The 23,098-nt window shown below is 68.3% G+C and carries 20 protein-coding genes; 11 read left to right on the plus strand and 9 right to left on the minus strand.

The window, feature by feature from the left end:
- Positions 1-106 precede the first annotated feature (106 nt).
- On the plus strand, positions 107-1,300 hold the full coding sequence (locus tag QMX83_RS10925; RefSeq protein ID WP_282296659.1) for a benzoate/H(+) symporter BenE family transporter: 1,194 nt from the start codon (positions 107-109) through the stop codon (positions 1,298-1,300).
- On the opposite strand, the gene QMX83_RS10930 is transcribed toward QMX83_RS10925, so the two are convergent.
- The 5 genes from QMX83_RS10930 to QMX83_RS10950 all read right to left on the minus strand — a co-directional run bounded on the left by QMX83_RS10930 (position 1,278) and on the right by QMX83_RS10950 (position 6,830).
- On the minus strand, positions 1,278-1,862 hold the full coding sequence (locus tag QMX83_RS10930; RefSeq protein WP_282296660.1) for a DUF2628 domain-containing protein: 585 nt from the start codon (positions 1,860-1,862) through the stop codon (positions 1,278-1,280). The genes QMX83_RS10925 and QMX83_RS10930 overlap by 23 nt on opposite strands.
- Complete coding sequence (locus QMX83_RS10935; RefSeq protein WP_282296661.1) at positions 1,859-4,030, minus strand: lytic murein transglycosylase; 2,172 nt, start codon at positions 4,028-4,030, stop codon at positions 1,859-1,861. Before QMX83_RS10935 ends, QMX83_RS10930 begins: the two co-directional genes overlap by 4 nt.
- A gap of 55 nt (positions 4,031-4,085) precedes the next feature.
- Positions 4,086-5,060 (minus strand): L-histidine N(alpha)-methyltransferase, encoded by a 975-nt coding sequence (gene egtD / locus QMX83_RS10940; RefSeq protein ID WP_282296662.1) that lies wholly within the window; start codon positions 5,058-5,060, stop codon positions 4,086-4,088.
- Complete coding sequence (egtB, locus tag QMX83_RS10945) at positions 5,057-6,340, minus strand: ergothioneine biosynthesis protein EgtB (RefSeq protein WP_282296663.1); 1,284 nt, start codon at positions 6,338-6,340, stop codon at positions 5,057-5,059. Before egtB ends, egtD begins: the two co-directional genes overlap by 4 nt.
- A gap of 94 nt (positions 6,341-6,434) precedes the next feature.
- Positions 6,435-6,830, minus strand: a complete 396-nt coding sequence (locus tag QMX83_RS10950; protein ID WP_282296664.1) for a YchJ family metal-binding protein — start codon at positions 6,828-6,830, stop codon at positions 6,435-6,437.
- 59 nt (positions 6,831-6,889) lie between these two features.
- Between QMX83_RS10950 and QMX83_RS10955 the strand changes: the two genes are divergently transcribed.
- Complete coding sequence (locus QMX83_RS10955) at positions 6,890-7,666, plus strand: sulfite exporter TauE/SafE family protein (RefSeq protein ID WP_282296665.1); 777 nt, start codon at positions 6,890-6,892, stop codon at positions 7,664-7,666.
- 435 nt (positions 7,667-8,101) lie between these two features.
- Here the strand turns inward: QMX83_RS10955 and QMX83_RS10960 are convergent, their stop codons facing one another.
- From QMX83_RS10960 to folE, 4 genes are all read right to left on the minus strand, one after another.
- Positions 8,102-11,470, minus strand: a complete 3,369-nt coding sequence (locus QMX83_RS10960; RefSeq protein ID WP_282296666.1) for an ATP-binding protein — start codon at positions 11,468-11,470, stop codon at positions 8,102-8,104.
- Positions 11,471-11,481: 11 nt separating this feature from the next.
- Positions 11,482-12,189 (minus strand): DUF4194 domain-containing protein, encoded by a 708-nt coding sequence (locus tag QMX83_RS10965; protein WP_282296667.1) that lies wholly within the window; start codon positions 12,187-12,189, stop codon positions 11,482-11,484.
- The gene (locus QMX83_RS10970) at positions 12,176-13,645 is read right to left on the minus strand and encodes a DUF3375 domain-containing protein (RefSeq protein ID WP_282296668.1); all 1,470 of its coding nucleotides are present in this window, start codon (positions 13,643-13,645) and stop codon (positions 12,176-12,178) included. The genes QMX83_RS10965 and QMX83_RS10970 overlap by 14 nt, the downstream gene beginning before the upstream one ends.
- Positions 13,646-13,739: 94 nt before the next feature.
- Positions 13,740-14,342: a GTP cyclohydrolase I FolE gene (folE, locus tag QMX83_RS10975; RefSeq protein WP_125361243.1), complete on the minus strand. Its 603-nt coding sequence runs from the start codon at positions 14,340-14,342 to the stop codon at positions 13,740-13,742.
- Positions 14,343-14,488: 146 nt separating this feature from the next.
- Between folE and QMX83_RS10980 the strand changes: the two genes are divergently transcribed.
- The 9 genes from QMX83_RS10980 to QMX83_RS11020 all read left to right on the plus strand — a co-directional run bounded on the left by QMX83_RS10980 (position 14,489) and on the right by QMX83_RS11020 (position 23,022).
- Positions 14,489-14,944: a MarR family transcriptional regulator gene (locus QMX83_RS10980; protein ID WP_282296669.1), complete on the plus strand. Its 456-nt coding sequence runs from the start codon at positions 14,489-14,491 to the stop codon at positions 14,942-14,944.
- Between the two features lie 83 nt (positions 14,945-15,027).
- Positions 15,028-15,237, plus strand: a complete 210-nt coding sequence (locus QMX83_RS10985; RefSeq protein ID WP_282296670.1) for a DUF1656 domain-containing protein — start codon at positions 15,028-15,030, stop codon at positions 15,235-15,237.
- Positions 15,234-16,142 (plus strand): HlyD family secretion protein, encoded by a 909-nt coding sequence (locus QMX83_RS10990; RefSeq protein ID WP_282296671.1) that lies wholly within the window; start codon positions 15,234-15,236, stop codon positions 16,140-16,142. The genes QMX83_RS10985 and QMX83_RS10990 overlap by 4 nt, the downstream gene beginning before the upstream one ends.
- Positions 16,139-17,593 carry an efflux transporter outer membrane subunit gene (locus QMX83_RS10995; protein WP_282296672.1) on the plus strand — a complete coding sequence of 485 codons (1,455 nt, stop codon included), beginning with the start codon at positions 16,139-16,141 and terminating at the stop codon, positions 17,591-17,593. Before QMX83_RS10990 ends, QMX83_RS10995 begins: the two co-directional genes overlap by 4 nt.
- Positions 17,586-19,598 (plus strand): FUSC family protein, encoded by a 2,013-nt coding sequence (locus tag QMX83_RS11000; protein WP_282296673.1) that lies wholly within the window; start codon positions 17,586-17,588, stop codon positions 19,596-19,598. The genes QMX83_RS10995 and QMX83_RS11000 overlap by 8 nt, the downstream gene beginning before the upstream one ends.
- 175 nt (positions 19,599-19,773) lie before the next feature.
- Entirely contained in the window at positions 19,774-20,640 is an 867-nt protein-coding gene (locus tag QMX83_RS11005) for a 2OG-Fe dioxygenase family protein (RefSeq protein WP_282296674.1), read from the plus strand.
- The gene (locus QMX83_RS11010) at positions 20,637-21,425 is read left to right on the plus strand and encodes a hypothetical protein (RefSeq protein WP_282296675.1); all 789 of its coding nucleotides are present in this window, start codon (positions 20,637-20,639) and stop codon (positions 21,423-21,425) included. The genes QMX83_RS11005 and QMX83_RS11010 overlap by 4 nt, the downstream gene beginning before the upstream one ends.
- Positions 21,412-22,467 carry a hypothetical protein gene (locus QMX83_RS11015; RefSeq protein WP_282296676.1) on the plus strand — a complete coding sequence of 352 codons (1,056 nt, stop codon included), beginning with the start codon at positions 21,412-21,414 and terminating at the stop codon, positions 22,465-22,467. The genes QMX83_RS11010 and QMX83_RS11015 overlap by 14 nt, the downstream gene beginning before the upstream one ends.
- Before the next feature lie 54 nt (positions 22,468-22,521).
- A complete protein-coding gene (locus tag QMX83_RS11020; RefSeq protein ID WP_282296677.1) occupies positions 22,522-23,022 on the plus strand; it encodes a lysozyme in 501 nt (166 codons plus the stop codon).
- The last annotated feature ends 76 nt before the right edge of the window (positions 23,023-23,098 follow it).

Below are 23,098 nucleotides of genomic sequence, written 5' to 3' on the forward strand. Positions count from 1 at the left end.
CCCCTGGGGGCCCACCCAACCCCCGGCGCCGGGCCCCCGGGGGGGGGGGGGGCCGCCGCAGGACTTGCCACCATGCGCCATCAGCTAGGTCATGGATGCAGAAGAGATGTCAGTGAGTGCCCGGCGTTCGTTGTTGCGCGATGTGTCCCTGCCTGCAGTGGTGGCAGGCTTCATCACCGTCCTGGTGGGCTTTGCCAGTTCCGCGGTGATCGTGTTCCAGGCCGCACAGGCGGTCGGTGCTACCCAGGCGCAGATTGCGTCATGGATGTGGGCGTTGGGACTGGGCATGGGCGTGACCTGCATTGGACTCTCGCTTCGCTATCGCATGCCGGTGGTGACCGCATGGTCCACCCCGGGTGCGGCGATGCTCGTGGTAGGTGCCGGCAGCGTGGGCTACAGCGACGCCATCGGCGCGTTCGTACTCGCCGCTGCGCTGGGCATGATCGCCGGCTTCTCCGGTGTGTTCGCCAAGGTGATGCAGCGTGTGCCCATGGCACTGGCCGCCGGCATGCTGGCCGGTGTGCTGCTGCGCTTCGGTCTGGATGTGTTCGTCTCCATGGGCACCCAATTGGGGATGGCGCTGGCGATGTTCTTCACCTGGCTGGTGGGCCGCCGTCTGTTCCCGCGCTATGCGGTGATTGCCACGCTGCTGGTCGGCGTCGGCGTGGCCGCGTCCAAGGGTCTGCTGCACACCGGCGATGTCCACCTCCAGCTGGCGGTACCGGTGTTTACCCTGCCCACCCTGTCGTGGCCGGCGGTATTCGGCATTGCCCTGCCCTTGTTCATGGTCACCATGGCCTCGCAGAACATTCCCGGGGTGGCGGTCATCCGGGCCTCCGGCTACGACACCCCGGTCTCGCCGGTGATCGGCTGGATCGGCGTGGTCAACACGGCGCTGGCCCCCTTTGGGGCGTATGGGCTGAACCTGGCAGCGATCACCGCGGCGATCTGCATGGGCCGCGAGGCGCATGAGGATCCGGCGCGGCGCTACACCGCTGCGGTGGCCGCCGGTGCCTTCTACATCGTGGTCGGCCTGTTCGGTGCGACAGTGGCGGCGGTGTTCGCCGCCTTCCCGCGCGAACTGGTGGCCTGTGTGGCGGGCATCGCACTGTTTGGCACCATCGCCAACAGTCTGGCCATGGCCCTGCGCGAGGAGACCGACCGTGAGGCAGCGCTGGTCACCTTCCTGGTGACCGCCTCCGGGATCTCGCTGGCCGGAATCGGCTCGGCGTTCTGGGGGCTGGTGGCCGGCGCGATCTGCCTGCTGGCGCTGCGGGTCAGGCCTCAGCCAGCACGTTGATCGCGCCCATCACGATGAGGCCCAGCACCACGGCCCAGGCGCTGGTGCCGCCGCGACGGCGGACTTCCGCCTGCACCCGCTCGGGCTGATCGGGGTGACGGCGCTGCTGGCGGGCGATCAGCCGGTAGCAGTGCCAGCGGTACAGCTGGTTGGCACTGACACACAACGCCAGCTTCAGCGCCAACATGACCATCAGGGCCGCCACCTCGAATTCCGGCAGCAGGGCGATCACCCCGCCGACGATGAAGGCCAGGCCAAAGAAGCCCAGCGCGGCGAGGTACATCTTCCGGTACAGCAACCAGTAGACATCGAAGAACAGCGCCGGCCAATGCCAGGGACGGGCCATGCGGCCATTGGGTTCCCCCAGATGCCAGCGCTTCGCGTAGGTGTAGAAGTTGTTGTCCACGGCCCGGGCCAGCAGCGGGTACCGGTCAATCAGGGAGACGGCTTCGGCCACCTCCGCCTCGCTCGGCAGGTCCGACAGTTCGGTGTCCGGCGCCGCGTAGGGGTTGCCGGCGGCGTCCAGCGGGCGGTCATCGACCGGGTTGCGTTCACTGCTCATAAGGGAGTCACCTCGAAGCGCTGCTGCAGCACATGCTGCGCACCGGGTGCGAGGGTGACCACGTCCGGACCCGCGTTGGCTGCTTCCAGGCAGACGTAGTCACGCCAGCCCTTGCCCACATCCGCCATTTTCGCGGCACCGGCCTCGCCTGGGTTCCAGGCGACCAGCGTGCGGCTGCCCTGGGTGGTGATGGCGATGCTGCGCTTCAGGCCCGGGTCCTTCAGCAGGTAACGGCCTGCGGCCTGGGTGTAGATGCGATCGCTGCGGCCGGGGTCGCGCGGATCGCGCAGCGACCAGTCGCCCTGCTGGGTGCGCGGGGTAGCGTAGTTCTCGAACTTGTCCAGGTAGCTCAGCCCATCGAGGCCGGACACACTGACCTGGGTGGCGTCGCTGACCTTGAAGTAGTTATGCAGCGCCTGGGTGAAGCTGATCGTCTGCGAACCGGTGTTGCGGGTGATCAGCTGCTGCTCCAGTGTGCGGCCGATGCGCAGCTGCATGCTCAGCTGCAGGTCCAGCGATTCCAGTGCGGGCGGAGCCAGAGTCAGCACGACGGTGCCGTCGGCCTCGCGGCGGGCCTGCTGCAGGGTCCAGGGCAGGTCGCGCACGAAGCCGTGGGAGGGAACATCCGTCCCCTGCCCCTGTCGACCGAAGTACGGCCAGCACACCGGGGTGCCGCCGCGGATCGGGGTCGGCAGGGCCTGCGCGCTGGGCGACAGCCACATCACGTCCTGCCCGCCCTTGGGCACGTACGAGAGCAGCTGGCCGCCAAACACGGAAATGGCGGCAGTCGCGTGCGGCGTTTCCACCTTCCACGCCGGGAAGCCCTGCACGTTGCCCAGGCTCAGCCCTTCCAGCTTTGGCAGCGCAGCGGTGGGGCCCGCGGGCGACTGCAGGTAGCGGGCGCGGTTGGGCGGCAAGGTGAACACAGTGGATTCGGGCATGGCAGGGGTCGCAGCTGGAGGTGGAGGCGCGGTGCGCAGGGCGGTGAGAATGCGTTGGCCGGCCCGGCCATCGGCCGGGGTCAGCCCCAACCGCTGCTGCTCGACCTGGATGGCACGGCGGCTGGCGGTACCGATCATGCCGTCGGCCGCGCCGATGTCATGACCGCGCGCCAACAGCAGGGTCTGCAGTTCGCGGCGCTCGGTGCGGCCGATGCCGGGATCGTCGGTAGGCCAGGCGGCGACGGTGCCGGTCCCTCCACGCAGCCGGTCGGCCAGGGTGGCAATGGCCAGTGCGTAGCTTTCGGCGGCGTTGTAGGCGTAGATCGCGTCGTAATTGCGGAACACCAGCCAGGCCGGGCCCTTGGGACCAGTAGGCAGCAGCAGGGCGGCGTTGGCATCGGCGGGAAGCCCGGCCGGGGCCAGTGCACCGCCCCCCACCGGTACGATGCCGAGCGCACGCCAGTCGGCCAGCGGCTTGCGCTGGGTGCGACCGGCCAGCGCGGCGTTGAAGCCGGCCGGAATCGTGACTTCCATGCCCCAGGGCTGACCGGTGCGCCAGCCTGCCTTCTTCAGATAGTTGGCGGTGGAGGCCAAGGCGTCGGGAATGCTGGCGACCAGATCGCGGCGACCGTCGCCATCGCCGTCCACGGCAATGCGCGCATAGGTGGACGGCATGAACTGGGTGTGGCCAAACGCACCGGCCCAGGAGCCGGTCAGACCTTCCGCACTCAGATCGCCGGCATCGAGCAGCTTGAGCAGGGCCAGCAGCTCGCCCCGGAAGAACGGCTGACGGCGACCGTTGCAGCTCAGCGTGGCCAGCGACTGCAGCAGGGGACGCTTGCCGAACACGCGACCGTAGTCGCTCTCCACGCCCCAGACCGCGACGATCGTGGCCGGATCGACGCCGTACTGGGCTGAAACGGTAGCCAGCAGATCACGGTGCTGGGTCAGGCGCGCGCGCCCGTCGTCGACCCGCTGGCTGTCCACCAGCGCGGCCAGGTAGTCCCACAGCGGGGTGGTGAACTCCGGCTGTGCATCCAGCAGTGGCAGCACACTCATGTCCGGGGTGAGCCCGGCGGTCAGCCGGGTGAAGCCCTCTGTGCTGACGCCCTGCTTGAGCGCCTGGGTCTGGATGCCGGCCAGGCAGCGGTCAAACGCGGGGTCGGCAGCCTGCGCGACACTGCTCAGCGCCAGCCCTCCCAGCAGGCACGCGATGGTGCACTTCATTGGCAAGAATCCCTGCAGCCAAGTGAACCCGCATGATAGCGGCAGAGAACGTGCTTCAGGCACGCTGCAGCAGACGCAGGCCGAACGCCGGTGCTGTCGCATCCCAGCAGTGCGTGACGCGCAGGCCAGCCTCGGCGGCCAGCGCGGCGAAACTGGCGTCGGTGTACTTGTGGCTGTACTCCACGCGCAGGGCCTCGCCGGCAGCAAAGTCGAAGACCCGCCCGCCCACGTGCACCTGCTGCTCGCGCAGGCTGACCAGATCGGTCTCGATGCGCAGCCGCTCTACGCTGTAGCGGGCCTGATGGACGAAGCCGTCCAGCGCGAAGTCGCTGCCGATCTCGCGGTTGAGCCGGCGCAGCAGGTTCAGGGTGAATTCCGCAGTGACCCCGGCCGCATCGTTGTAGGCGGCCTCGATCAACGCCGGGTCCTTGTGCAGGTCGATGCCGATCAGGGCCAGACCGTCCTCGCCCATGGTCTGGCGCATGGCGCGCAGCAACGCCACGGCTTCGGTTCCAGCGAAGTTGCCCAGCGTCGAGCCGGGGAAGAACATCAGCCGGCGCGCTGGCTCACGCTCGGGTTCGGGCAGCTGCACCGGGCGGGTGAAGTCGGCGCAGACCGGCAGCATTTCGATCTCCGGCAGCGCGGGAGCCAGCCGCGCGACGCTGTCGAGCAGGGCCGCGCGCGAGATCTCGATGGGGGTGTAGGCCACCGGGTCGACCAGCGCCTGCAGCAGGATCTCCGTCTTGCGCCCGCTTCCGCTGCCGAGCTCGACCACGTGCAGATGCGGGCCCACCACGTCGGCGATGTCAGCAGCACGCTCCTGCAGCAGGCGTAGTTCGGTGCGGGTGGGGTAGTACTCGGGCTGGCGGGTGATCTGCTCGAACAGCGCCGAGCCGCGGGCGTCATAGAAGTACTTGGAGGGCAGCTGGCGCGGCTGCTGCGACAGCCCGTGCAGGATGTCCGCGGTGATCCGCGCGCGGTCGGGCTGCAGGTCGGTGAGCGCATCCAGCGCGTCGCTGACGGTGCTCATGCCAGCGCCCGGGCCAGGCGCAGCCCGGCGAACTGCCAGCGTGCCGATGGCGCAAAGAAGTTGCGATAGCTGGGCCGCACATGGCCGGCCGGGGTCGCACAACTGCCTCCGCGCAGGATCCATTGCCCGCACATGAACTTGCCGTTGTATTCGCCGAGATTGCCGGCGAAGGGCTGGAATCCCGGATAGGCACCGTAGGCGCTGCTGGTCCACTCCCAGACGTCGCCGAACAACTGCAGCGGCTGAGCGCCGTCCCCGTTCTCGCCGCTGGACGCGCATGGGTGCAGGTGATCGCTGTCGGCGAAGTTGCCTTGCACTGGCAGGGTCTGCGCGACGGCTTCCCATTCGAATTCGGTGGGCAGTCGTGCGCCGGCCCAGCGGGCGTAGGCATCGGCCTCGAAGTAGCTGAGGTGGCAGACCGGGGCATCCGGATCCAGGGCGCGCCAGCCACCGAGGGTGAACTCGCGCTCGAGCGCATCGTCCCAGTACAGCGGGTGCTGCCAGCCTTCGTTCTGCACCAGGGTCCAGCCTTCGCTCATCCAGTGCGCCACCTGGCGGTAGCCGCCGTCCAGTACAAAGGCGCGGTACTCGGCGTTGCTGACCGGTCGGTTGGCCAGCACATGCGCAGGCACGAGTACGCGGTGCACGGGTGATTCGTTGTCATAGGCGAAGTCGGGGTGTGCCGGCCACGCGGGCGCACCGATCTCCACGATGCGCTCCTCCGCCGGCAACCAGCGCATCGGTACTGCGGCACCGGTGCTGCGCTGGAGATCGTCGCGGTAGGCCGGCTGCAGCGGATTGGACCAGAGGGCGTGCTTGATGTCGGTCAGCAGCAATTCCTGGTGCTGCTGCTCGTGATGCAGGCCGAGCAGCAGCTGGTTGCAGGCCTCGCCGTCGAGCGCGTCACGCTGCAGCAGGTCGATGACCTGGGCGTCGACGCGACGGCGATAGTCGCGCACCTCCTCCAGCGAAGGACGTGACAGCAGGCCGCGCTGTGGGCGGGCGTGTGCGGGGCCGATGCTCTGGTAGTAGCTGTTGAACAGGTAGTGCCAGTCGGCATTGAACGGGGCGTGGCCGGGTTGGCTGCCGAGCACGAAGCGCTCGAAGAACCAGCTGGTGTGGGCCAGATGCCACTTGGTCGGGCTGGCGTCGGCCATGCTCTGGACCATGGCATCTTCTGCGCTGAGCGGCGCGGCCAGGGCGAGACTGCGGCCGCGGACGGCGCGGAAGTGCTCGGCCAGCGCGTGGGTGGCCTGCGGTGTTGCGGCGACGGTGTTCATCGCTTCAGGATCAGACAGCGACGGTGAGCGCACCGTCACGGCGGCCGTCACGTTGTGTTACAGCCGCGAAGTGAATAGGCGCGGCCGGTCGCGATCAGGGCAACGCGTCGAGGTAGAACCAGCGGCCGTCGATACGCTCGAACCGGCTGTGCTCCTGCATCTTCACCGCACTGCCGCCGCCGACCTTGTAGCGGGCGGTGAATCGCACCTGGGCATGGTCGGGATCGGACTGGGCATGTTCGTGCACGGTGAGGCCGAGCCAGCGGGTGCGCTGGCTGGGGGCTTCATCGAAGCCGAGGCTTTCAGGGCGGGTCTGGGGGTGCCAGCTGGCGAGTAGATAGTCGGCGCGCTCCTGCACATAGGCGGTGTAGCGCGAGCGCATCAGGGCCTCGGCATCGGGCGCGGTGGCTCCGGCGTGGTACTGGCCACAACAGGCGGCGTAGGCCAGCGTGCGGCCGCAGGGGCAGGTTTCGGCAGGGGTTTTGCTCATGCGGCCATTGTGCCCGGAACGGCGTATGCTGGCGCGCCTTTCCCTGCGAAGTCCGTGCCGTGCTGGAGCTGGTTCCTCCCGAGTTGTGGTGGTTGGTGGCAATTGCGTTCATTGCCGGGCTGGTGGATGCGGCGGTGGGTGGCGGGGGGCTGGTGCAGCTGCCGGGGTTGTTCACGGTATTGCCGCAGCACACGCCGGCGATGTTGTTTGGCACCAACAAGTTCAGTTCGATGTTCGGCACGGGGGCGGCGGCATGGCGTTATGCGCGCAACGTTCGCTTCCCTTGGAAGCCGGTGCTGTTCGCGGCGGGCACGGCGTTTGTGTTCTCGTTTGCGGGGGCGACGGCGGTGAGCCTGCTGCCGAAGGATGCGGTGCGCCCGTTGGTGCTGGTGCTGCTGATTGCGATGTTGGGGTACACCCTGTGGAAGAAGGATTTCGGCGCGCTGCACCGCCCGCGTGAGATCGGCCGCAAGGAGCTGTGGACGGCGCTGGCGATCGGCGCGGCGATCGGCTTCTACGACGGGTTCTTTGGCCCGGGCACGGGCAGCTTCCTGATCTTCCTGTTCGTCCGCTTCTTCGGCCTGGATTTCCTGCGCGCCTCGGCGGCGTCGAAGGTGGTGAACCTGGCGACCAACGTGGCGGCGATCTCGTTCTTCGTGCCGACCGGCAACATCCTGTGGTTGTTCGCGGTGCCGATGGCGCTGGCCAACATCACCGGCTCGGTGGTGGGCACGCGACTGGCACTGCGCGGCGGCACACCGTTCATCCGCAAGCTGTTCGTGGGCCTGGTGGTGGTGCTGATCGCGCGCATGGGTTGGGATACGTTCGCCGGGTGATTCCTGCGTGCCCGATGCGTGGCTGCGATTGCGGGATCTACGTATCGCCGGGCTCTGCCCGGCTGCTGTTGGTTCTTGGCGAACAGCCCGTGGTCATCGGTTCCCTGTGTTGGCGGATCGGGATGGGCGTTCCGGGGGACGCTGCAAGTACGTCCCTGTAAGCTCGGTCGCCGCATCCATGCGGCTCACGCCCCCTCTAGCCCACCCCGACCCGCCACGACAGTGTTTCGGTGGCCACGGGAGATCAACGGCGGAATCGCGTTTCCCGGCCGCATTGCGCGGTGCATGAGAGGGGGCCTGCGGGTGACCCCTGGAGGGACACTCCACGGCATGGATGCCGTGGAGTAGCCTACATGGACGTACTTGCGGCGTGTCCCGGAACGGGGTTGCCCGTAGGCCCCCTGCACGGATGAACCGAAACGCCGCCGTTGGCGATCAAGCCTCGACTTCAGCAGCCTGCCGTGAACGCTCGGGGAGCTTCAGGCGCTTGCCTTCCTCGTCGTACTCGATCAGCAACACGCCGGAGTCGTGGCGGCCGCTGATCTCGACGAAGCAGGCACCGCCGATGAAGGGTTCGAGGGTCATCACCGACTTCAACGGGGTGGCCACGACCATCTGGAAACCGAAGTTGTCGAAGATGTTCATCGCCAGTGCGGTGAACTCGTTGTCGGCCTTGTCGAAGGCTTCGTCGAGGACGACCGCTGCGTAGCTGGGCAGCTGGCTTTCCGCACCACCCAACTGGTAGCGCAGTGCGGCGGCCAGGCAGGTGGTCGCCAGCTTCTGGCGCTGGCCGCCGGACTTGCCGGCACCGCTGCGGTAGATTTCGACCTGCTGGCGCGTGGCCGCGTCCAGCTCGACGCCGATGAATTCCACGTGCAGGCGTACGTCCAGTACGTTCTCGCGCCAGCGCTTGTCTTCGCCTTCCTGCGAACCCAGGCGCTTGACCAGCTCACGGAGGACCGCGAACTGGGCTTCGGCGACCTCGCGCTGCTCGGTCTGGTGGTGCGAGAGCACGTCGCGCAGCTGCTGGTGGAATTCCAGCACTTCCGGCAAACGGCGGTCGCTCAGTTCGATGGTCAGCAGCGTGCCGCGGTTGAACGGTACCTGCTCGAGGCTGGCGTTTACTTCATCCAGGCGCTGGCCGATCGACTTGCGGGCCTCGGCACTGTGACGCTGCAGGGCCAGCAGGTTGTTCTTGCTCTGGTTCTGCAGCAGGTCGAAGAAGCGTTCTTCGTGTTGCGGCAGGCCGTCGCGTTCCAGGCGCGCCAGGCGGGCCAGGAAGTCGTCGGCCGAGGCCACCGACACGGTGAAGTCGCCCGACTCTTCCGGCCAGCCCTGTACGAAGCGGCGGAAGCAGCCCAGCAGGAGGTTCTCGACCTTGTTCACGTCCTGCTGCGAGGACGACAGCTGTTCGTTGAGCGCGTTGCTGATCTGGCGCATGTTCGCTTCGAGCGTTTCCAGGCTCAGCGGACCCATCGCCTCCACGCGCTGCTGCAGGCCGGCTTCCTGGGTGCTGCCCAGTGCCGGCAACACCAGCGCCCGGCTCTGCTGACGCGCGCGATCCAGACGGTCGCGTTCCTTGACCAGCTGCCCACGCTCAACGCGGGTGTCTTCGTAGGTGCGGCGGGCCTGCTCGATGTCGGCGCGGGTGGCATCGATCTGCTTGGCCAGGCGGGCCAGGTCGGCGTTGCCCTCGCGCAGTTCGCGCAGGTTGGCTTCCACGTCGGACAGACGCTGCAGCGGGGTAGCGACGTCGATTTCGTCCCAGCCGAGGTTGACCAGCTGGTTGCAGGCCAGGCGGCGATCGTTGTCACTTTCGCGCTGCGAGCGCAGCTGCGCGATGTCGGCGTCGCAGCCGGCAATGCGCTTGGCCAGTTCCTGGCCTTCCTTCTGGTACACCGCCAGCTTGTCGCGGTTGTTGAAGCCCAGCAGCCAGCGACGACGGTCGTTGACCGCGCTGCGGTCGTCCTTCTCGAAACGGTCGCCCGGGTGCTTGACCTGGCCTTCGCGGGTGATGCCGCGCTCGACATTGCGCAGCTCGCGCGCATCCACGCACTCGTAGTCGAAGCGCTTGCCGAGCTCGCGGCGCAGCCACGGCTCGAAGCTGCTGTCGCGCAGGTCCAGCTTGTGCAGCAGCGAGCGTGCCGACGGCGAACGCGCCAGCGCCTCGTCGTTGCGGCGCACGCGGTAGAAGGTGAAGCGCATGCCGAGGTGGGTGCGGTTCACCCAGTCGGCGACCTCGTTGTAATGGCGGTCGTCGACCAGCAGCGACTGTGCGAAAGCAAACAGCACGCGTTCGATCGCCCCCTGCCAGGCCGCCTGGTCCTGGCGGACCTGGATCAGTTCGCCGACGAACGGCAGCGACGCTTCCGGTACGCCGGTTTCCTCTGCCAGCCGGGCACGCAGCTTCTGCAGCGGTGCCGGAATGCTGGACGGATTGTGTTCCATCGCTTCCAGCTCGCTGCGCACTTCGGCGAAGCGGCGCTCGTCGTCGCGCTTGCCGCCCAGGCGTTCGCTGATCGCATCATCCAGCGCCGCCGAGGCGCGTTGACGGTCCTGCAGCTCGCCCTGGGCCTTGTCGATCAGTTCGGCGAACGCCTGCGCGGTGTCCGGCAGCGTCGCCTGCAGTTTCTGCGCTGACTGCCGGGCCTGCTCGCGCTTGGCCTGACGGCGGTCACGCTCGGCTTCCGCACGGCCCTGTTCGCGTTCCAGTTCCTCGATGCGCTCGCCACCTTGTTGGCGGCGCTGCAGTTCGAGTTCACCCAGGCGCTCGGTGTGGTTGTCCAGCGCAGCGCGGCGCTGGGCTTCTTCGCCGAGCAGGCCACGGTCGCGGACCTCCAGCTCGTGCAGGCGCGCTTCCAGCAGCTGCTGACGGCGGGTTTCACGGAAGCTGTCGATGCCCAGCTTCAGCAGTTCCTCGTCACCGCGACGACGGTGCATCGCCTTCAGATCGTTGTAGTGCTCGCGCGCCGGCAGCAGGGTTTCGACCTGGCGTCGCGCGGTGACCACCGCCTGATGCGCACCGTCGAGCTCGGCGAAGTCATTCACCAGCCGCTCGGCGGCGTTGAAGGTGTTCGGCGTGTCGAGCATGAAATCACGCAGGAACACGTTCAGATCGCCCAGATTCTTGGCGGACTGGGTCTTGTGCAGCAGGCGCAGCGCCATCTCGTTGTCGATGCCGAGCAGGTGGCGGAAGCGCTCGGCGTAGCCGGCGAAGCTGTCGAAATGATGCACGTCGGCCAGGCGCTGCTTGAGCTTGCGCAGGTCCAGGTCGAAGCCGCCGAGGTCCTTGGCGATGTCGAACGGACGCTCAGCCACCAGGTAGTGCTTGCGCACGTCCGCGGCGGCAGCACCGTTGCCGGAAATCCAGAACAGACGCACCAGGCTGACCACGCGACCATCGCCGCTGCGGTATTCCAGCACCAGCGCGGTCCAGGTCGCGCCCTTGCGCAGGTACTGGGTGGCGATCTCGCCGGTGCCCTTGTCCTGCTGGTCGGCCCACGCGCCGCGCACGTAGGAGACCAGGTTGCGGTCACGCCCACTGCGCTCGGCCTCGCGGGCGGCGGCGTTGAAGTCGACGATGGCCGGCGGCACCAGCACCGCCGACATCGCATCGAGCAGGGTGGACTTGCCGGAGCCGGAACGGCCGACGAACAGGAAGCCCTTCTCGGCGATCGGCACTTCGGTCAGGCCGTTGAAGGTGCCCCAGTTGTGGACCTGCAGGCGGCGCATGCGGAACTGCTGCAGGCGCGGGTCAGGCAGGCCGTCGGTGAACAGGGCGGGCGTGTGCTTGGAAATTGCCATGTGGAACTCTCTCAGGCCTCAGCCGCCGGGGTGTCGCGCAACTGGCGGTACACCGTGGACAGCGCGGAGACGTCTTCGGCGGAGAACAGCAGCTTCAGCGCCGGCGACACTTCATGTCGGTCTTCCTGGCCGGCCAGGCGGGTCAGGATGTGGGTGTCTTTCATCTTCTGCACGGCCGCCGCGACACGGCGGTTGAAGCCGGCGCGGTCGGTGGACAGGTTCTTCTCATAGATGGCCAGCGCTTCGGCCATCTCCGCGTCGGCGACCACCGCGCGGTTGCCGCGTGCGTCGGCCTCGGCCAGCTGCTGGCGCAGGTACAGCAGCAGCACCGAATCGATGAAGGTCAGCGGCGAGGTGCGCAGCAGCACCGGCGCGTCCACGTCTTCGGTGTCGGCCTGGCGGGTGAAGGCCACACCGCTGTCGCGGTCGAGCACCAGTTCCAGGAACAGGTCCGACAGCGCCGAACGGATCGCCGCTTCACTGCGGATCAGCGCCGGCCACAGCTTGGCGTGGCGCAGCTGGTCGATGCTGGGACCGATCAGCAGCTGGCACAGCGCGCGGCGCGCGTCGAGCGGCAGCCGGCCGGTATCGCCCAGGTAGTAGACGTCGTTGCCGCGCTTGGGCAGCGGGGTGACCACCACCGGTTCCGCGTCGTACAGGTCATCCACGGTCGCTTCGTTGTCAGCGCCCGTATCGGTGGACTCTTCATGCCAGTTCATGGCGTTTCTCCTGGGTGAACCAAACCAGCGGGATGCGGGCACGTCGCCACTGTCCATCGCCGCCACGCCAATGTGCGGTTTCCTGTTCGCCGTCGACCACCACGCCGTGGCGGGTGCCCAGCGACAGGTAGCCGATCACGCTGCCCAGCCCCTGCGGCGCTTCGCGCTGCGACAAGGCCTGGGCGATGCTCAGTTTCGGCTGCGCGCCGAGCAGTTCATGCAGGTCGCGGCGCAGCGTGCGGAAGTCGATTTCCGAGGACGCCACCAGATCACCCACGCTTTCCAGGCTGATGGCGGCGGCATCGTTGCGCAGCACGCTGCCGTCGACCTGGGCGCTGCGCGGGTCATGCAGCTTCCACTGCGACCACGAGCGCAGGCGGCTGGTGGTCAGCTGCAGGTCGCGACCGATCGGACGCTGCGCGGCGAAGTCATCGCGCAGTGCCAGGGCTTCGGACTGCGCCTGCTTGAGCAGCTGGTTGAGCCGGCGCTGTTCCAGATAGCCACGGCTCTGCACGAAGCCACGCAGGCTGCGGGCGAAGTTCTGCAGCACGTCGTGCACCTGGCCGCCACGCTCGAGCATGGTGCCGGTGAAGCCGCGCAGGAACGCGCGTTCGTTGCGGTCCAGGCGGCGCGCGAAACCGCGCGCCAGCACTTTTTCCAGCGCGGCGTCGAGCTGGGCGCTCTGCTCGGCGTCGTTGAGCAGCCGCCAGAACGCCTGGAAGCTGCGTCCGGCGTCGCTTTCACCGATCACGTCGACGCCCTCGAACAGCTGCGACAGCACGTCACCGCGTTCGCTTTCATCGTCGATGATGCGTTCGCGGAACTCGCGGTTGAGGCGTTCGAAGTCGTCGCGGACGCGGCGGAAGTCTTCGGTCAGGTCGTCGGCCAGACCGATGATCTGGCGTGCACGCTCCAGCGCGCGCTTGCCGTCCAATGCCGCCACCCTGCCCTCGCCCACCCGGGCGATCTCGGCGTCGATGCGGTCGCGTTCGTCCTGCAGCGCCAGCAGTCGCGCATCGGGATCGGCTTCGGTCTGTGCGGCCAGCTGCGAGAGCTGTTCGATCACCAGCGCCAGCCGGCTTTCGGTGGCCGCCACGCGACTCTGCTCCAGGCTGTCGGCGAAGCGGATCGCCTGCAGGGCCTGGGTCGACAGTTCGTACTGCTCCTGGTCGGCCCCTTCCGGCAGGCGGCGCTCCAGCCAGCCTTGCGCCAACCAGTGCGCGATGTAGGCCTGGGCGGTGCGCGGCAGCTCGCGCGAGAGCTCCTCGCCGTTGAGCTGGTCCAGCGCGCGTTGCAGGCGCTCATGCAGGACGGCCGACGACAGGGTGCGCTCGCCGTCCATCAGCAGGCTTTGCAGCAGGCCGATGATTTCCGGGGCGTTGGCGGCCGCCAGCAGCTTCCACTGTGGCTGTTCGCGCAGATGGCGGTAACGGGTGATGCGTTCGCGATGCTTCATGCAGCGGAAGTTCCACGCAGATCACGGCGTGGCACCGGGCCACGCCGTCGGGTCAATGCAGGGTCGGATGCCCGCAGGCGGGCGGCGACCGGGCTCAGCGCTTGCCGCCCACTTCAATGAAGCGCAGGAACTCGGCGCGGGTGCGTGCATCCTCGCGGAAGCTGCCCAGCATCTTGGAGGTGACCATGCTGACGCCGCGCTTGTGGATGCCACGGGTGGTCATGCACTCGTGTGCGCCTTCCACCACCACGCCCACGCCGATCGGCTGCAGCACGTCCTGGATGCACTGGGCGATCTGCGCGGTCATCTTTTCCTGCACCTGGAAGCGGCGCGCGTAGGCTTCGACCACCCGGGCCAGCTTGCTGATGCCCACCACCTTGCCGTCAGGCAGGTAGCCGACATGCACGCGGCCGATGATCGGGGCCATGTGGTGTTCACAGTGGCTTTCGTACTCGATGTCACGCAGCACGATCAGCTCGTCGTAGCCGGCGACCTCTTCAAAGGTGCGCTCCAGATAGGCGCGCGGATCGTCCTTGTAGCCGCTGAACCAGTCGCCATAGGCTTCGGCGACGCGCCGCGGGGTATCCAGCAGCCCTTCACGGGTGGGGTCTTCGCCGGCCCAGCGCAGCAGGGTGCGCACCGCCGATTCAGCTTCGGCCTGGGAGACCGGATTCGCGTCGTTGTCTTTCTTGCTCATTGCCTACAGCACCCTGAAGGGGGGCGAGCATCGTACCCGACCGACCCCTCGGGCGTCCCCACCCCCGTTGGGGTCCGGTTGGGCTGCGGGTATTGATAGCAAACGAATTAGTAGTATCCTATCTATATTCCGAAGCGACCCCGCCCATGAAGCGCACCCTCGACGAACGCACCCAGCTGCAGATGCAGCTCAGCTCCGGCCTGCTCCATTCGGGCCGGCAGTGGCAGCGTCTGGCCGACCAGGCGCTGGGCAGCTATGGCATTTCCGCCGCCTGCACGATGCCGCTGCTGATGATCGGCCGCGCCGGAGGTGGCATCCGCCAGGTGACCCTGGCCCAGCAGCTGGGCATGGAAGGACCGTCGCTGGTGCGCCTGCTCGACAAGCTGTCGGCCGGCGACCTGGTCCGCCGCGAATGCGACGCCAGCGACCGCCGCGCCAATCTGTTGTGGCTGACCGACAAGGGCGAAGCCCTGGTCAGCGAGCTGGAAACCCAGCTGATCGGCCTGCGCCAGCAGGTGTTCGGCGAGCTCAGTACGGACGAGCTGCGCACCGTATTGAAGCTGTGGCAGCTGCTGGCCGACGCCGCCGAACGCGTGACGTAAGCCGCCGATACCCGCTGTTGTGTAGCCCGGTGCCGCCCTGCGGCGTCGGGCCTGTCCCATTCCTCCGATAGAACCTTTGCCCGATGTACGGTGAATTCAGTCTCCACGGTGTGTTCGTCCCGACCCTGCTGGCCTTGATGCTGCTGGCCTACCTGCTCAAGAGCGGGCTGCGCTTGGTCCTGCAGCGCACCGGAGCCTACCGCCACATCTGGCACCCGCCCCTGTTCAACCTGGCCGTGTACGTGATCGTGCTTGGCGGGTTGTTTTCCCTGATGCGTTGGATGCACTCGTGAACAAGATCCTCAAACACACCGTGCCGGTCGTGGTGACCGTTGCCGCCGTCATTGCCGCGCTGCTGGTGCTGCGCACCCTGTGGTCGTACTACATGGACGAGCCCTGGACCCGCGACGCGCATGTGAGCGCCGACGTGGTCCAGGTCGCGCCGGACGTGTCCGGGCTGGTGGAAGCGGTGAAAGTGGCCGACAACCAGGCTGTGAAGCGCGGCGAGGTGTTGTTCGTGGTCGACCGCGAGCGCTACCGCATCGCGCTGGAGCATGCCCGCGCGACCCTGGGTGAGCGCCGCGCCAGCTACGAGCAGCTGCGCCGCGAGACCGCCCGCGACCGCAGCCTGCAGGATCTGGTGGCCGCCGAGGACGCCGAAGTGCGCCGCGCCAAGCTGCAGGCCGCACAGGCCGGCATGGCCACCGCCCAGGCGGCGGTGGACCTGGCCGAACTCAACCTGGCCCGCACCGAGGTGCGCAGCCCGAGCGACGGCCACGTGAACGACCGCACCGTGCGCACCGGCGACTACGTGACCGCCGGCCATCCGGTGATGGCGGTGCTGGACACCGGCTCGTTCCGGATTGACGGCTACTTCGAGGAAACCCGCCTGCGTGGCGTGCATGCCGGTCAGAAGGTCGACATCCGGCTGATGGGCGAGTCCCAGCCCCTGCAGGGGCACGTGCAGAGCATCGCCGCCGGCATCGAAGACCGTTACCGCAGCGAGGGCAGCAGCCTGCTGCCGAACGTGACGCCGGCCTTCGACTGGGTGCGTCTGGCCCAGCGCATTCCGGTGCGCATCCAGATTGATGCCGTGCCGGAAGGCGTGACCCTGATCGCCGGGCGCACCGCCACCGTGACCATCGAGCCGGATGGCACTGCGTCGCAGCCGGCACACCCGGCGCAGGCGGCACTGTGAACCGGTTGCGCTTCAAGCACGTGCTGCTTGGGCTGGCCGTGGCCAGCCTGACCGCCTGCGCCACGGTCGGCCCGGACTACCAGCTGCCGGCCGGGTCCGCGTTCCAGCGGCCTGAGGCGAACGCCGCCTTCCTCGACACCGGCAACGCACAGGTCGCCGCCGGCGCTGAACTGCCGCCGCGCTGGTGGGAGCTGTACCAGGACGCCACCCTCAACGGGCTGGTGGAACAGGCCCTGCGCGACAACGTCGAGCTGAAGGTCGCCGACGCGAACCTGCGCCGCGCGGCCGCCGTCTACGAACAGGCGATGGATGCCGGTGGCTTCGAGTACGAGGCCGAGGCCGGGGTGAGCCGCGCGCAGCTGTCCGCCGAGTCTTTCCTGCAGGAACACGAGCTGCCACCGATCAACCTGGCCGACGGCAAGTTCGCGGTGTCCTACCAGTTCGACCTGTTCGGCAAGCTCAAGCGCGGTGCAGAAGCCGCCCGTGCCGACGAACAGGCCACCGCAGCGGCGATGGATCTGGCCCGGGTCTCACTGGTGGCCCAGGTCGCCGGCAGCTATGTCGAGATCTGCCACGCCAATCACGAACTGCATGTCGCCGAGCATTCGCTGGAGCTGCAGCAGCGCAGCCGCGAGGTGACCCAGCGCCTGATCAATGCTGGCCGTGGCACGCCGCCGGAACTGGCCCGCGCCAATGCACAGGTGGCAATGCTGGAAGCCGCTCTGCCGCCGCTGCGCGCACAGCGCCAGGCGTCCGAGTACCAGCTGAGCGCCCTGCTCGGCCGCACCCCGGGCCAGCTGCCCTCCGGCGTGGCCGACTGTGCGGAGGCACCCACCCTCGCACAGCCGCTGCCGGTCGGCGACGGCCGCGCCCTGCTGCAGCGCCGTCCGGACATCCGCCAGGCCGAGCGCCGGCTGGCCGCCGCCACGGCGCGGATCGGCGTGGCCACCGCCGAGCTGTACCCGGACATCCGCCTCGGGGCCTCGGCCGGTGCCGCCGGTCTGCTGGAGGACTTCGGCAATGCGATGACCCGGCAATGGTCGTTCGGCCCGCTGATCTCCTGGACCCTGCCCTCCTCGGGCACCCGCGCCCGCATTCACGCCACCGAAGCCGGAGCCGACGCCGCGTTGGCCGAGTTCGACAGCAGCGTGCTGCAGGCGCTGCGCGAAACCCAGACCGCACTGAGCCGCTACGCGCATGACCTGGACCGGGTGCAGTCGCTGCAGCAGGCACAGCAGCAGGCCGCACTGGCAGCGGCGCAGAACCGCCGGCTCTATCAGGGCGGGCGCACGCCTTACCTGTCCAGCCTCGACGCCGACCGCACCCTGGCCTCGGCCGATGCCACCCTGGCCCAGGCCCAGGCGCAGGTGTCGCGTGATCAGATCCATCTGTTCCTGGCGCTGGGTGGCGGCTGGAATGCCGACGCCGTGACCGCGGGCCGCAATGAATAAACCCACGCTTCTGCTGGATCGGCAAGCCTGGACGTTCTCGGTCAAGACTTTCCTGGCCGCGCTGGCCGCCCTGTACATCGGGCTGGCCGGCAATCTGTCGCGTCCGTACTGGGCGATGGCCACGGTCTACATCGTCACCCAGCCGATGCTGGGACCGACCCGGGCCAAAGGCGCGTATCGCATCCTCGGCACCCTCATTGCCGGCGCGGCCACGCTGTGGATGCTGCCGCACCTGGTGGAGGCGCCGCTGCTGTTGAGCGCGGCGATGTCGCTGTGGCTGACGGCCTGCCTGTTCATCGCCCTGCTCAACCGCGGGCCACGGGGTTACGCCTTCCTGCTGGCCGGCTACACCACGGCGTTCATCGGTTTCCCGGCGGTGACCTCGCCGGACACCATCTTCGACACAGTGGTCGCGCGCAGCGAAGAGATCATCCTGGGCACGGTAGTGGCGGTGCTGTTTGCCTCGCTGTTCTTCCCGACCTCGGTACAGCCGATGCTGCGCGCCCGCATTGGCAGCTGGATGGGCGATGCCGCGCAATGGTGCCGTCAGATCCTGCTGCGCGGCCAGGCACACGCGCCGCGCAACCGGCTGGCCGCCGACCTGGTGCAGTTCGAGGCACTGATCGAGTTCCTGCGCCGCGATGACCCGCGCCACGCCGGCGCGGCGGTATCGATGGAACGGCTGCGCGAGCGCATGCTGCTGATGCTGCCGGTGCTGTCTTCGATTGCCGACCGGCTGGGTGCGCTGCGTGCCGGTGGTCGTCCGCTGCCACCGGGGCTGGAAGCGCTGGTCAACGATATCGCGCAGTGGCTGGAACGCCCGGGCCGCTCCAGCGCCAGCGAGTACGCCGTGCTGCGCGAACGCATCCTGGCACTCAAGCCGGCGGTGGACGGCGAGCTCGATCACCTGCTGCTGGTCACCCTGCTGCTGCGGCTGGAGGAACTGGTGGACCTGTGGCAGGACTGCAGCACGCTGCAGCAGGCCATCGAGCAGGGGACCGCCCCGCTGGATACCGCGCACTACCGCATCCGTGCCACCCCCACCCGCCACAGTCGCCACGTCGACTACGGCATGGCGCTGTTCTCGGCCGCGAGCGCCGGCGTGGCGCTGATGACCTACTGCGTGCTGTGGATCACGCTGGGCTGGGAGGGGGGCGGCAATGGCGCGATGATGGCCGCGGTGGCAGCCGCCTTCTTCGCCGCGCAGGATGACCCGGCACCGAGCATGTTGTCGTTCCTGCTGTGGGCGATCGTGGCCAGCCTGGTCGCGGGTGTGTATCTGTTCGGCGTCTTCCCGGCGGTACATGACTTCGGCAGCCTGGCACTGGTGCTGGCGGTGGTATTCCTGCCGCTGGGCCTGCTGCTGCATCGGCCGCAGACCGCGCTGATCGGCCTGCCGCTGACGGTCAATCTGGTCGCGCTGCTGAACGTGCAGAACACCTACAGCGCCAACATCCAGAGCTTCATCAATTCGTCGGTGGCGATGTTCATCGGCATCGGCTTTGCGGTGGTGATGACCCGGCTGTTCCGCTCGGTCGGCGCGGAATGGACCGCGCGCCGGCTGGTACGCCAGGGCTGGAGCACGCTCGCCGACGCCGCGCAGGGCCGTGGCCAGCAGGACCGCCAGCAGTTCGCCGCACGGATGCTGGATCTGCTGGGGCTGCTCGCGCCACGACTGGCTGCCGCACCCGCAGGCAGCGACCTGGCCTCGGTGGACATGCTGACCGAGGCGCGTATCGGCCTGAACATCCTGCAGCTGCGCCGGGCCCGGCATGAGCTGCCAGAGACCAGCCGACAGGCGGTGGAGGCGATTCTGGACGCCGTGGCCGCGCACTATCGTGCACAGGTGGTGCAACGCCGGCTCCTGCCTGCGCCCCCGGCACTGCAGGCACAGCTGGATGCATCGCTGCAGCGCGTGCAGACCGTGGCCGCTGGCAAGGCCCGCGACGAAGCGCTGATGGGCGTGCTCGGCCTGCGCTACGCGATGTATCCGGAGCGCGGCTGAAGCGGGTTGGATGACCCGGCCAAGCGCGTGCAACCGCACGCGCAATGGGGTTTGGCCGGCGTGGCTATACAGCACGTACACCCCTACCTGATGCGTGAAACCCATGCGCGCCGCGCCCGTGTCATCCGCTGTCGTCCCCTCTTCCCCACCGCTGCATCCGGTCCATTGCCTGGGCATGCCGCTGCCGCGCGCCACCGAGCAGCGCGCCCGGCCGCGCGTGTTCCGGATCGAACAACTGGGCCTGACCGCTGACTTCCTGACCCTGCTGGCGTCCCATGCCGACGCTTTGCCGTGGGATACCTGGGACGTGGCCCGGCGACGTCGGCAGCGACTGGAGCGGTATCGCAGCGTGCTCGACAGCCACCAGCGCGCGGCACTGGAGCAGTGCCACGGCGATGCCGACGATCCGTCCTGGACCGCGTTGCTGGACAGCCTGCCCAGCCTGCTGCGTGAAGGCCTGCTGCGGATCGGCCCGCATCGGCGTCGCAGCCTGCGCAAGTACACGCTGCACCGGCATGGCCACCAGTGCTGGCAGCTGCAGCCGCTGGCCGACACCCGCTTCGAGCAGCCGGCGGTCGCCGGGCGCACCCCGGTGCGGGTGTTCGCGCCGATGGCCACCGCGCTGACCTATCACCCGGACATGCTGCGTTTTCTCAGCGGCATTGCCGAAACCATCCACCTGCGCTGCGGAGCCACGGCAGTGGCGATGGCGGTGCACCAGATGCTGACCGTGGCCGACGGCGCGCAGCCCGCAGAGCCGGCTCCGGAGGGCCTGCACCAGGACGGAGCCGACTACATCGTGTCCGCACTGGTGGTGCGCCGCCGGGGTGTCAACGGCGGCGTGTCGCGGGTACAGCGCGGCAGCATCGGCCCGGTGCTGCTGGAACGCGAACTGCAGGAAGGCGAAGGCATCTTCCAGCCTGACGCCGGCTCGCCGCTGTGGCATGAAGTGACGCCGCTGCGTGCGGCGGTGCCCGGGCAGGTGGGCGAGCGCCTGATCCTGGGCATCGATGCACACGTGTTGCCGGCGACGCCGGCATGAGGACCGGTGCACGCTCCCCGCGTGGCAAACCCCGTCCGCCGTCGGTCTGGCGCGAGCGCGTGGTCAAGTTGCTGCATCTGGTCGCCGAACAGGCGCTGCCGCTCACCATTGCAGGGGTTTCGTTCGTGATCGCGTTGGATGCGTGGCTGTCGGCGCGCCCGGTGCTGTGGGAACAACAGCGCGCGTTGGCCACGGTGTCGATCGCCACCGAGCTGGAACCGGCCGTCGACGGCAGCATCGACAGCCGCCACACCATCACCATCACCAATGTCGGCGAGCTGACCTTTGCGGTGCTGGACATCCAGATCGGCATGGCGGTGGAGGAAGGTGCGCAGGCTCCCTGGCTGCGCAACACACTGCTGCGGCAGTCGCCGGTGGTGCTGCCGATCGGGCTGCGTCCGTTCCACCTGGAGCCGGCACGCGACGGACGCAGTGCGCTGTTTTCCTTCGATCAGACCTCCTCGGGCTGGCACGCGGTGGACCCGGGGCGCTCGGTGGAGCTGGTGTTCGTGCAGCCGGTCAGCGGCCCGGGGCGACTGGACCTGGGCGTGGAGGTGTTCGCGCAGCCGCTGCGGATGGCCGCACTCGCCGACCAGATCACCGTGGAACGGGTGATTGCCGGGCACCGGCGACAGGTGTTTCCAGAAACCGGCGAAGGCGAGGTCTCCGACCTGGGCGTGTTCCCCTACAGCGCCTCCAGCATCGTCGTGGTACCGGCCGAGCCGGTGCACGTTGCACGCACACCGCGGAACAAACCACCACGGAGGCCGCATGACCCGTCCTGAGCCCACGCCCGATTCCCTTCCCGGCGAAGTTGATCCTGCGCGCGCGTATCGGCGTCGCTGCATCACCGCCCTGCTGCGCGGCCTGGCCGTGCTGGTCGCGATCGCGTTGTCGATGCTGCTGACGTGGCTGGTTCCCAGCGCCGCCGCGCAGCCGGTCGAGCCGGGGCCGCGGGTGAGCGCGCTGCATGGCCACCTTGAGCTGGACTACACCATCGTCGCGCAGGTGGATGACCTGGCGGTGTGGGCGGTGGACCATGACCCCCGCCAGCTGGTGCCGTTCATCGAGGGCCGTGCGCTGGTGGGCAACACCCCCGAGTCGGTGGACCTGGCCAACGGCCGGGTGCTGTTCCACCTGCGCATCAGCGACGACAGCAAGACGGTGTGGACCGACCTGCTCGGGTCGCCCGAGGGGCTGCGTCGCAAAGTGAGTTTCAGCGTCGGGCCGGCCGACGGTTCGCCGTTCGACACCGCGTTGACCGGCAGCGGCCGGGTGGAGCTGACGGTGATCTCGCCGGTCTATGGCGGCATTGCGTTGGGTCTGGTGGTGGTGACCCTGGCGGTGTTCGTGCACCTGGCGCGCACCACCAGCATCATCCGCAAGCCCGGGCCGTGGGCGGATGCGCCGTACGACCTGGGCCGCTTCCAGATGGCGGTGTGGTTCTTCCTGATCTACCTGTCCTACACCGCAATCTGGTTGATCACCGATGCCACCGACACCATCAACCCGTCATTGCTGGCACTGCTGGGGATCAGCGCCGGTACCGCCTTGAGTGAGGCGGTCATCGATTCGGGAACGCCGGCGGCCGGTGTCGAAGCGACCTCGGCTGTCTCGCAGGGATTGCTGCACGACCTGCTCTCGGACGAGACCGGCTACCGCTTCGACCGGTTCCAGATCTTCGCCTTCACCCTGATTCTCGGGGTGATCTTCCTTTCCGATGTCTACAACAACCTGAGCATGCCCGAGCTCAGCCCCACCCTGCTGGGACTGATGGGACTGAGCTCGGGCACCTACATCGGCTTCAAGCTGCCCGACCGCCGCTGATCCGGTTGGCACGACGACCTCTCCTGGATGCGCCCAGACCCATGAGGACATGCAATGAACGCAATGACGCTGAGCCCGCAGGGCATCGAGTGGCTCAAGAAGGTGGAAGGACAGCGGCTGCAACCCTATGACGACCAGACCGGCAAGCCGATCTCGGCGTGGGTGCAGGGAGCCACGGTGGGCTATGGCCACCTGATCCTGCGCAACGAATGGGAGCGGCTTGGCGGAGGTGTCACCCTGGAGCAGGCCGAAGCCCTGCTGCGCCAGGACCTGGCTCCGTTCGAGCAGGCGGTGAGCCGGGCCATCACGGTAACGCAGAGCCAGTGCCAGTTCGATGCGCTGGTGATCCTGTGCTTCAACATCGGCGGCGGCAACTTCGCACGCTCGTCGGTGGTGAAGCTGATCAACAACCCGAAGGCGGTCACCACCTTCCCGACCCTGGAAGCGGCGTGGATGGCGTGGACGCGCTCGCAGGGCAAGGTGATGAAGGGGTTGGTGAATCGGCGTGGTGCGGAGTGGCGGATGTACAGCACGGGGGCATACACGCATTGGTAAAAAGCAGAGCGCCCCCGCGCCCGGTGGGGCGCGGGCGCTGTGGGACCCCCGCGATAAGCGCTCGGGCCCGCCCCGG

Source organism: Stenotrophomonas sp. PS02289, from assembly GCF_029960115.1.
GTDB lineage: Bacteria > Pseudomonadota > Gammaproteobacteria > Xanthomonadales > Xanthomonadaceae > Stenotrophomonas.

Coding starts and splice junctions, on each gene's coding strand:
- QMX83_RS10925 (WP_282296659.1), top strand. CDS start 107: ATGTCAGTGAGTGCCCGGCGTTCGTTGTTGCGCGATGTGTCCCTGCCT.
- QMX83_RS10930 (WP_282296660.1), bottom strand. CDS start 1,862: ATGAGCAGTGAACGCAACCCGGTCGATGACCGCCCGCTGGACGCCGCC.
- QMX83_RS10935 (WP_282296661.1), bottom strand. CDS start 4,030: ATGAAGTGCACCATCGCGTGCCTGCTGGGAGGGCTGGCGCTGAGCAGT.
- egtD (WP_282296662.1), bottom strand. CDS start 5,060: ATGAGCACCGTCAGCGACGCGCTGGATGCGCTCACCGACCTGCAGCCC.
- egtB (WP_282296663.1), bottom strand. CDS start 6,340: ATGAACACCGTCGCCGCAACACCGCAGGCCACCCACGCGCTGGCCGAG.
- QMX83_RS10950 (WP_282296664.1), bottom strand. CDS start 6,830: ATGAGCAAAACCCCTGCCGAAACCTGCCCCTGCGGCCGCACGCTGGCC.
- QMX83_RS10960 (WP_282296666.1), bottom strand. CDS start 11,470: ATGGCAATTTCCAAGCACACGCCCGCCCTGTTCACCGACGGCCTGCCT.
- QMX83_RS10965 (WP_282296667.1), bottom strand. CDS start 12,189: ATGAACTGGCATGAAGAGTCCACCGATACGGGCGCTGACAACGAAGCG.
- QMX83_RS10970 (WP_282296668.1), bottom strand. CDS start 13,645: ATGAAGCATCGCGAACGCATCACCCGTTACCGCCATCTGCGCGAACAG.
- folE (WP_125361243.1), bottom strand. CDS start 14,342: ATGAGCAAGAAAGACAACGACGCGAATCCGGTCTCCCAGGCCGAAGCT.
- QMX83_RS10980 (WP_282296669.1), top strand. CDS start 14,489: ATGAAGCGCACCCTCGACGAACGCACCCAGCTGCAGATGCAGCTCAGC.
- QMX83_RS10985 (WP_282296670.1), top strand. CDS start 15,028: ATGTACGGTGAATTCAGTCTCCACGGTGTGTTCGTCCCGACCCTGCTG.
- QMX83_RS11000 (WP_282296673.1), top strand. CDS start 17,586: ATGAATAAACCCACGCTTCTGCTGGATCGGCAAGCCTGGACGTTCTCG.
- QMX83_RS11005 (WP_282296674.1), top strand. CDS start 19,774: ATGCCGCTGCCGCGCGCCACCGAGCAGCGCGCCCGGCCGCGCGTGTTC.
- QMX83_RS11010 (WP_282296675.1), top strand. CDS start 20,637: ATGAGGACCGGTGCACGCTCCCCGCGTGGCAAACCCCGTCCGCCGTCG.
- QMX83_RS11015 (WP_282296676.1), top strand. CDS start 21,412: ATGACCCGTCCTGAGCCCACGCCCGATTCCCTTCCCGGCGAAGTTGAT.
- QMX83_RS11020 (WP_282296677.1), top strand. CDS start 22,522: ATGAACGCAATGACGCTGAGCCCGCAGGGCATCGAGTGGCTCAAGAAG.